The organism is Nitrospira sp. BLG_2 (assembly GCF_049222245.1).
Window position 1 is genome coordinate 1 of sequence record NZ_JBLYIG010000349.1, and the last position, 8,054, is coordinate 8,054.

At 54.8% G+C, this 8,054-nt stretch carries 6 protein-coding genes; 4 read left to right on the top strand and 2 right to left on the bottom strand.

All coding sequences use genetic code 11. The annotated features are described in order from the left end of the window. Nucleotides 1-221: 221 nt before the first annotated feature. Entirely contained in the window at nucleotides 222-2,021 is a 1,800-nt protein-coding gene (locus ACOSYY_RS09600; protein WP_421662049.1) for a M3 family oligoendopeptidase, read from the bottom strand. Between the two features lie 156 nt (nucleotides 2,022-2,177). Between ACOSYY_RS09600 and ACOSYY_RS09605 the strand changes: the two genes are divergently transcribed. The 4 genes from ACOSYY_RS09605 to mrtJ all read left to right on the top strand — a co-directional run bounded on the left by ACOSYY_RS09605 (nucleotide 2,178) and on the right by mrtJ (nucleotide 7,164). Continuing rightward, nucleotides 2,178-2,510: a hypothetical protein gene (locus ACOSYY_RS09605; protein ID WP_421662050.1), complete on the top strand. Its 333-nt coding sequence runs from the start codon at nucleotides 2,178-2,180 to the stop codon at nucleotides 2,508-2,510. 52 nt (nucleotides 2,511-2,562) lie between these two features. Then, nucleotides 2,563-3,411, top strand: coding sequence for a hypothetical protein (locus tag ACOSYY_RS09610; RefSeq protein WP_421662051.1), 849 nt, complete (start codon nucleotides 2,563-2,565; stop codon nucleotides 3,409-3,411). Nucleotides 3,412-4,213: 802 nt separating this feature from the next. Next, the gene (locus ACOSYY_RS09615) at nucleotides 4,214-6,568 is read left to right on the top strand and encodes a S8 family serine peptidase (RefSeq protein WP_421662052.1); all 2,355 of its coding nucleotides are present in this window, start codon (nucleotides 4,214-4,216) and stop codon (nucleotides 6,566-6,568) included. Then, nucleotides 6,565-7,164, top strand: coding sequence for a JDVT-CTERM system glutamic-type intramembrane protease MrtJ (mrtJ, locus tag ACOSYY_RS09620; RefSeq protein WP_421662053.1), 600 nt, complete (start codon nucleotides 6,565-6,567; stop codon nucleotides 7,162-7,164). The genes ACOSYY_RS09615 and mrtJ overlap by 4 nt, the downstream gene beginning before the upstream one ends. Before the next feature lie 338 nt (nucleotides 7,165-7,502). Here mrtJ and ACOSYY_RS09625 read toward each other — a convergent pair. After that, the coding region (locus ACOSYY_RS09625) for a nucleoside deaminase (protein ID WP_421662054.1) at nucleotides 7,503-8,054 on the bottom strand (552 nt) is incomplete at its 5' end.

An 8,054-nucleotide genomic window follows, 5' to 3' on the forward strand; every position in this document is an offset into this window, starting at 1 on the left:
CAAATTTTGACTTGAGCTGACAGGGCATCACAAACCCCGCTCGCCCCGCGTCACGAACATCTGACTCAGTGATTCCTCGGCACAAACAGACGAACATTCAGTCACCATCAAGAGATTATGAGAAGCATTCTCATTGTGCCATTTCAGAACGACTCTGTCAAGTTCTCTCATGAAATCCTGGCCAAACGTCTATTTATGCCTTATCCATCAATGAGGTAGGTTCACGAGAGGGTTTCTTCCAGCTGTTGTACCATCTCCTGAATGGTATCAAATCCTGATTGCCAAAAGGCTGCGGATGTCATATCCACACCCAATTTGCTGAGAATGTCTTGAGGTGATTGAGAGCCCCCGGTGGCAAGCAAATCCAGATATTTGGGAACAAATGATGCCCCTTGCTCCTTGTACATTCTGTATAAGGCCAGTACGAGCAGATTGCCAAAGCTGTAGGCGTAGCAGTAGAACGGACTGGCAAAGAGATGGGGAATCATGAGCCATTCCCATTGAAACTCGTCCGGTACTCGTACCGCCTTGCCGAATTGCTGCTTCAGTTCTGAAAGATAGGCTTGTGCCAGTTGGTCTCCCGTTGCTCCTCCCGCTACCATTTGATGCGCTGCTTGCTCGAAGCGAATGAAATAGGCCTGCCGCAGCACGGTTGCATAGATGTCATCCAGCTGACTCACGAGTAGGCCCTGTCGAATGGCTTTGTCGCGCTCATTCGACATGAGGGTGTCGGAGAGAATGCGTTCGCCGAAGACGGAAGCAGTCTCCGCCAAGGGAAGGGTTGAATGGAAGGTAAAGATCGAATGGTCTTTTGCCATCATCCCATGGACGGCATGGCCCAGCTCATGGGCCATCGTGGCAATGTCTCGGGCTTCTCCGGTGAAGTTCAACATGACATAGGGGGTGAGGCCCGGTACCATGCCATAGCAATATGCGCCGCCCAGTTTGCCGGGACGTGTCGGCCCGTCGACGTGCCGTTCTCTCACGACGCGTTCGGCCAGGTCTGCAAGCTGGGGAGAAAAGCCTCGGTAGGCACCCAGCACCATGGTGACGGCATCAGAATACGTATATTTCTTCGTGCCCGCACGATGGGGAGCATAAATATGATATCGATTCATGGGAGCGATCTTGCAGATCTTCGCCTTCAGTTTGAAGTAGGTCTGGAAGATCTCGACATTTTTGGCACAGGTCGTCAACAGCACATCGACGGCTTGGTTCGGCACATCGTTGCCGAGGTTGCGGGTTGCGATAGGAGAAGCGAACCTCCGGAGTCCGACATTCTCGGCCTTCCAGTCGTTCACGAGTGTCCGATACATCTCTCCGAGCAGGTCACGTTGGGCTGAGAATACACGATAGAGTTCTCTATAGGCAGTCTGGCGGACGGATGCCTTTGGGCTCCGCACATGGCTCATCAGCTCTTCGCGATTCATGGCGCGCGTCTTCCCGCCGATCTTCATCGTGAATGTCAGTCCGTTGGTCACGACGTCATAGAGTGTGTTGACGGCGCTTCGGCCGGTCACATTCTTGATGTTGATGATCTTTTCCTCCGATTCCGAGAGTGTGTGAGGTGTGTGACGTCTGATGGTCTCCAGGTAGTACCGGAGGTCGCCGGCGTCGGCCATGAGCCTTGCCGCATTTTTGTTATCCACCCCCTGCCACCAGAGGTCAAGAAAGAGCAGGCGGTTGTTGACGGCGGTGAGCCGCTCCTCCACCTTGGACTTAAACGACCGTGCTGTGGTGTTTTTGGTGTCTTCCGAAAACCAGAGATAGGCGAATGCGCCAAGCCGGGCAGAACCTTCCGCGATCGATTCGGTGAGCCTCAGGATCGATTGGAAGTCAGAGCTCGCCATGGTTGCCTGGAGCCGGGGACGAGCCGACTCAACCTGCGCGACGTGTGCATCAAGCGCTTTCAAATGTCGCTCCAAGCCGTTCAGGGGATTCTTGACGAGGTGAGTGAGGTCCCACCGGTCAGACACCACCAGGGATGCAGTCTTGTGCCGAACCGGATGTCTAGCAATCATGTCCAAATCTCCTTTGCGTAGCTGGCAAACCGTGCGGAAGCTGTATCTTATCATCGGGCTGTGCCGTGATTGGAAAAAATCGTCAGGATCAAATAGAAGCGCAGTCGCATTGACAGTCAGCCGTCCGGATGTAAAGATTGTTTCACGGACTGCAATATGAACGACCACGAACTCCATCGTGTTGTTCAATATGTGACCGCGAGCACATCGTATGCGCGTGACACGGTGTCGGACATCCTTCACACGGGTCTCGGAGAGTTGTCCGCCCTGGCTACGCATTCGACCAGGCTCTTCGAACGAGAAGCACTCCTCGAATATGTTTCACAGTGGACGATCAAACGAACGGGACAGCCGGAGCCGTTGGTGCGTGAAGTCCTGGGCTGTGCCGGTCGGTGGCTGGATGAAGTGTATGATGAATGTGTCGCTCGGCAACCGGGAGTCTTGGGCGAGCCATCGGATGGCGATGAAGGCGCCGAGCCGGTCCCATAAACGATTTTGGTTGTCGGGGAAGGACGCTTCATGAACTGGAATGGGAACAGTGATGGCACGCTGGCGGCCACGACGCACCATGAGGGTCCATTCCCGCCGGCACGGCTCCCCTGGCGCTCCTGCCGTTGCTTGGAAGCATCATCTACAGCAGGGGCTTCCACGTCATCTCAATGACCATTGGAGTCTCTTGCATCGGCATTGTGCCGATCACTCCAGTCGCCTTCGGCTCGGACGGCTTCTTCATCGCCTGGTCCATCATGATCTCGGTGTCCAGGAATCCGCGCTGGCTGAATTGGAACTGGCCTCGCAGCTGATTCGCGTCGGACTCGGGGTCACATTTCTACCTGAGTCGCAAGCCAGGACGGCCGATTTAGAATGTCGTCTGGGATCGGAACGGTTCTTTGTCGAGGTGACTGCGATGGTAGGTTCAGCTGAACGACGACGGCTGCCTGTGCGTGGGATCATGACAGGCGAGGAACTCGGCGAGGAAGCCGATCGTGGCGCGATCTTGACTCACCGGATCCTGGCGCGTATCAAACAAAAGGCAAAACAGCTTGCCGACTATTGTGATCCGGTCATCCTGAGCATTTCAATTCCGCGGGCGGATCTGCTGGGAGGACGTCAAGGTCGGCGTGAACAGATCCAAATAGATTTGAAGGCTTTGGCTGGTTCCGTAACGGTCGATTTGACGAGCCGTCGGCATCTCAGTGCTGTGTTGATTTCGCTCTGGGATGTCGAGCCGCTTCCCTCCCGTGCGGCATTAAGGCTTGCCAATGTCGAGATAATTGAACGGACTAAACATCAGCACACTCAACCTCGTGTGCGCTTGTTCATTCAGAACCCTAGCGCGTCAGCTCCACTCTCCGAATCGTATGACGCTTCGATCAGGCAAACTCTCTAACAGGTTGTTCATAAGCCCCTCCTCCGCCATTGTGTTTGTGATAAGTGGGGTGCCCACGCCGCTCTCGAGCATACAGAGCCGACTGTACTTTCCGTTATCAATTTACAAAAACCCAGCTACGTAGCGCACCACCAAACCTGTCGTCACACCACTTGTACAAGTCGAAGGCCAGTGCATGCGCTATCGCACACTCGGTTTGCCTAGACCATAGATCGAAATCCCTTGTTTCAAACGTCCGTGCCGAGAAGTCAACTCTGGCAATGCCAGCTTTTGTCCTCCTTTCTCCCTCGCAAGAGGGATAGATGAACCAACACTAGCTTTACTAGATGTAGACGCCTGATTGAACCAGTGTGATAGCCCCGTTGAAACAGAAAACGCGATGGCTTGCTTGCTCGATCTATCTCATCGCATGGCGAGACTTGTCACAATCATGATGTGCGCGTCGGCTGTTTGATTTTCTATATCGTGTGACGCAACTAACAGGAATGTGACAGAACCTCATGCACTAGAGCCCGCTCTACAATCCCCTGCACCGCGTTCGCCCCACTATGACGTGTTGGTCACGTTCAAGGGCGGGGGTTTCAGCAGAGCGGATTGTATCTATCCTGAAGGAGAACCGAACCGACGTAATCGCTGACATCCAGCGTGGCCGCCTCTATCACGTCCGAATTGCGGACGATCGGTAATTGATGGTGCCTCCATTCTAGTTGAGATTCAAGAGCGGAGAGGAGGATCTCAGAACCAATCGCCGATGCCGTCGCGTCCGTGATTATCCAATTCAGGTCATATCCGGAGGTTGAGTATGCCGAGCCCGAGACGCAGAAGTAGCGGGATAAGAATTGTACTCTGTTGGATCGGGGCCATCGTGGGCCTCACAACAGCCGTGGTGACATGGTCAGGACTTATGTCCGGAGATCGCGTGGTGTATGCGAAGCAGAAACAGACATCCGGCGGAATGACAACGTTATCAGGAGACGTGCGTCGCTCCGCGCACTATGTCCCAGGAGAGGTGCTCGTCAAGTTCAGGGATGAGGCGTCCTCCGCGGGAATCACGTCGCTGAATGTCGATATAGGCGCCAAAGAGCTCAGAGCGCTCTCGATGAATGCCGCGATGGTTCACCAGTACAAATTGGACGGTGCCCTGTCGGTGGACGAAGCGGTCTTGAAGTACCGAAGTAACCCGGCCGTGGAGTATGCCGAACCAAACTATCTGTACTCGCTACAAGCCATCCCTAGCGATGCTCAGTTCGGAACATTATGGGGTCTTCATAACACAGGTCAATCTGTGAACGGAACGGCAGGAAGGGCCGATGCCGACATTGATGCCCATGAAGCCTGGGATATCAGCACGGGAAGCCAAAATGTGATTGTCGCCGTTATTGACTCAGGTATTGCCTACGACCATCCGGACCTGGCTCCGAACATCTGGACGAATCCAGGAGAAATCCCTGGGAATGGAGTCGATGACGATGGGAATGGATTGGTCGACGATGTGCATGGGTGGGATTTCCTCACGAACGACAATGATCCGATGGACCCTGTCGATCTCAATCCCGGCGGGAATGAGGGACACGGCACTCATGTCGCAGGAACCATCGCTGGCGCCGGGAACAATGGAACTGGGATCACCGGGGTCATGTGGACCGCGAAGCTGATGGCGTTGAAAGCGGGGGGTGTGAATAACGTGTTGAGCACCACTGCCATTATCAGTGCGATCCACTATGCCATCGCCAAAGGCGCACGCGTAATGAACGCGAGCTTTATTGGACCTGAGTGTAGCCTGGCCTTCTATGACGCGGTGAGCGCGGCGAATGCAGCCGGTGTGCTGTTTGTGGCCGCGGCAGGCAACGGTGGACATGATGGGATCGGCGATGATAACGACAACATGCCGAACTTTCCCTCCAATTTCAGTGCGCCTTCAGTATGTGATGGGCACCAGAAGGCTGCATTAGGAAACGTGATTGCAGTCGCCGCGACGGACCAACATGATCAATTGGCCACCTTCTCGAATTTTGGGTCCACGACCGTCCAGGTGGCCGCACCAGGCGTCCGCATCAACAGCACAACGCCCACATCAACCATGACGACTGTCCTCTTTCATAACTTTGACTCCGGCCCCACCGGCCTTGGATACGTCTTCGGAGGAACCAAGAGCACCTGGGGATTCGCCAATTCCACGTCATTCAGTCAACCGAACAGTCTGGCCGACAGTCCGACCGGAAGCTATCAGAACGACACCGATTCCTTCGCGATGGGACCCGTATTCAGTACCACGGGACAGAGAGGGTGCCGGTGGGACAGCCGCGTTCGTCTGCAAACCGAGCTGGATACCGACGGAATACTTGCCGAAACATCACGAAACGCCGGGACCAGTTGGCAGATCATCAACGGAGCCTCAGGGAGCAGCAATGCCCAGTTCATTCCGTTCACATGGGGGGATCTCGCGGATGGCGCGGCTGATTCACAGTTTCGCTTTCGATTCATAGCGAACGACAGCCAGGTCTTCGACGGCGTATATATAGACAATGTCCGCGTCGTTTGTGTGGCGGGTCCGCCGTCGGGAACCACGGACTATCAGTTTTTTCAAGGTACTTCGATGGCCACTCCGCATGTGGCGGGACTCGCCGGCTTGTTGCTCTCGGTGAATCCTAACCTCACGGTAGCCCAACTCAGGAACGCCATCCTGAATACCGTGGATCGGAAGGCGTCCTTGAGTGGAAAAGTGTCGACCGGTGGGCGGATCAATGCCAGGGCAGCGTTGATCAGCGTATTGCCAAATTCCACTGTTACCGTCCACAAGGCCGGTGCCGGCACCGGTACCGTTACGTCGAATCCTGCCGGAATTGACTGCCGGACAGCATGCAATGGGCAGTTCCCGCAAGGAAGCACGGTAAATCTCACCGCAGCACCCGATTTTGGGTCGGTCTTTGCGGGGTGGAGTGGAGATTGCGTAGGAACCGGCCCCTGCACGCTTACCCAAAATGCAACTGTCACTGCAACCTTTAACATTGTGCCAGCCACTCCTGCCTCTAGCCAAGCTAGCAATGGTGGAGGAGGAGGCTGCACGCTCGCCCCTGGCACAACGGGTGACACGTTGCTGCCCCTCATGCTACTCCTGTCTGTGGTTGTGTTGTTGTGGAGGGCAGGACGTCGATGAGACTGAATTTCGCCAAGAGTGGAATGTCGTTACAACAGAATCCGCACTCCGTCTGCATGGTCGAGGTGCAGGAAGCTTCCTCTGGTGCACTCTCTTTACCAAGCCGCTTAGCATCAGTACTGGCCCTCATTGGACTTCAACTTAATCGTCCCTTTCATCGGGATTCTGCATTTCTCTTGTTGTTGGCTCTTGGTCCGATGGTATGGCTTTCCTTGATAGGGCTCTTTGCTTTTCAACCACTGCCTCGGCATGCCATATGGTCAACAGCTTTTCTCTCCGTCGCCCTCTGGCAGCCGGTGTTCGAGGAATTGCTCTTCCGTGGCATCGTCCAGGGCTATCTGCTGCAATCCATGGCCAGGCAGAAGACCTGGCTTGGTCTCTCCATTCCTAACTTGATGACATCGGTCCTGTTCTCATTGGCCCATTTGGCCAGCCATTCTATTTCGTGGTCCTTGCTCGTGTTCGTTCCTTCTCTCTGTTTCGGCTTCGTACGAGATCGCTTTGAATCCGTGTATCCCTCCATCGCTCTGCATGTTTTCTATAATACCGGTTACTTTTTTCTCATCGGTGGTGCCACTCTTCTAAACTCCCGCTAAGATGCCTCACCTTTGGATAGCTAGCATGGGGCCTGCTGGTTTCGTCGGCAAGGGTATAGCAGGTCCGGGATGAGGTGTATGTGATGGCTGGTCGCACAATCTGAAGCGACTGGCCACCGCTGTCTCAGCTCAAAGCTAGAGGAGGATCCTGCGCGACGGAGGGGGTTCTGGAACAGATGAGTGATATGCAGACCATCGAGAACAGCAGGAGCGTTTGAATAAGACCAGGCTATAAATAGTCTGCTAATGTTTCACAGAACTGTTCCTGGGAGCCTGGCGAACGGCAACAGAACCATAGAAGCTTTTGGATCATTCGACGAACTTATGGCACTAGCGCATCACAAGGTAGCTGACCCCGATCCTTTGCGGGCATTGTAAACCCGACCACCGGTTTGCTGATACCGCTGGAAGACTGCGATAGCTTCCGTTCGGTACACATCTCGAACCACGGAAATCCCTCGATGTTTCAGCGTCGCCACCCAGTTTTTTGGTTTCGGGGCCTCGTCAAACCCGATCGCTGTTGCATCGGACGCTCGCGCGCTACAGAGGAGGTTTCGAATCCCGGACCAAATAATCCCTCCATAGCACATGGCGCAGGGTTCACAACTCGTCACCAGTTCGAACGCCGGCATATCGTCCGCCCCAAGATCGAAATGCTTCAAGGCGCGGTGGGCATTCGCAATCGCCACCATTTCGGCGTGCGCCAGTGAACAGTTGGTGGGCTCGACAACATTGACCCCGACGGCGATGAGTCGTCCCGTCTTGGTTTCGAACACTGCCGCGCCGAAAGGTCCGCCGGTCTTAGCTGTGACATTGGTCAACGCGAGTTGGATGACGAACTTCATGCGATCACTAGCCGATGTAATGGGCTTTTGCTGGCGCACAGCGCC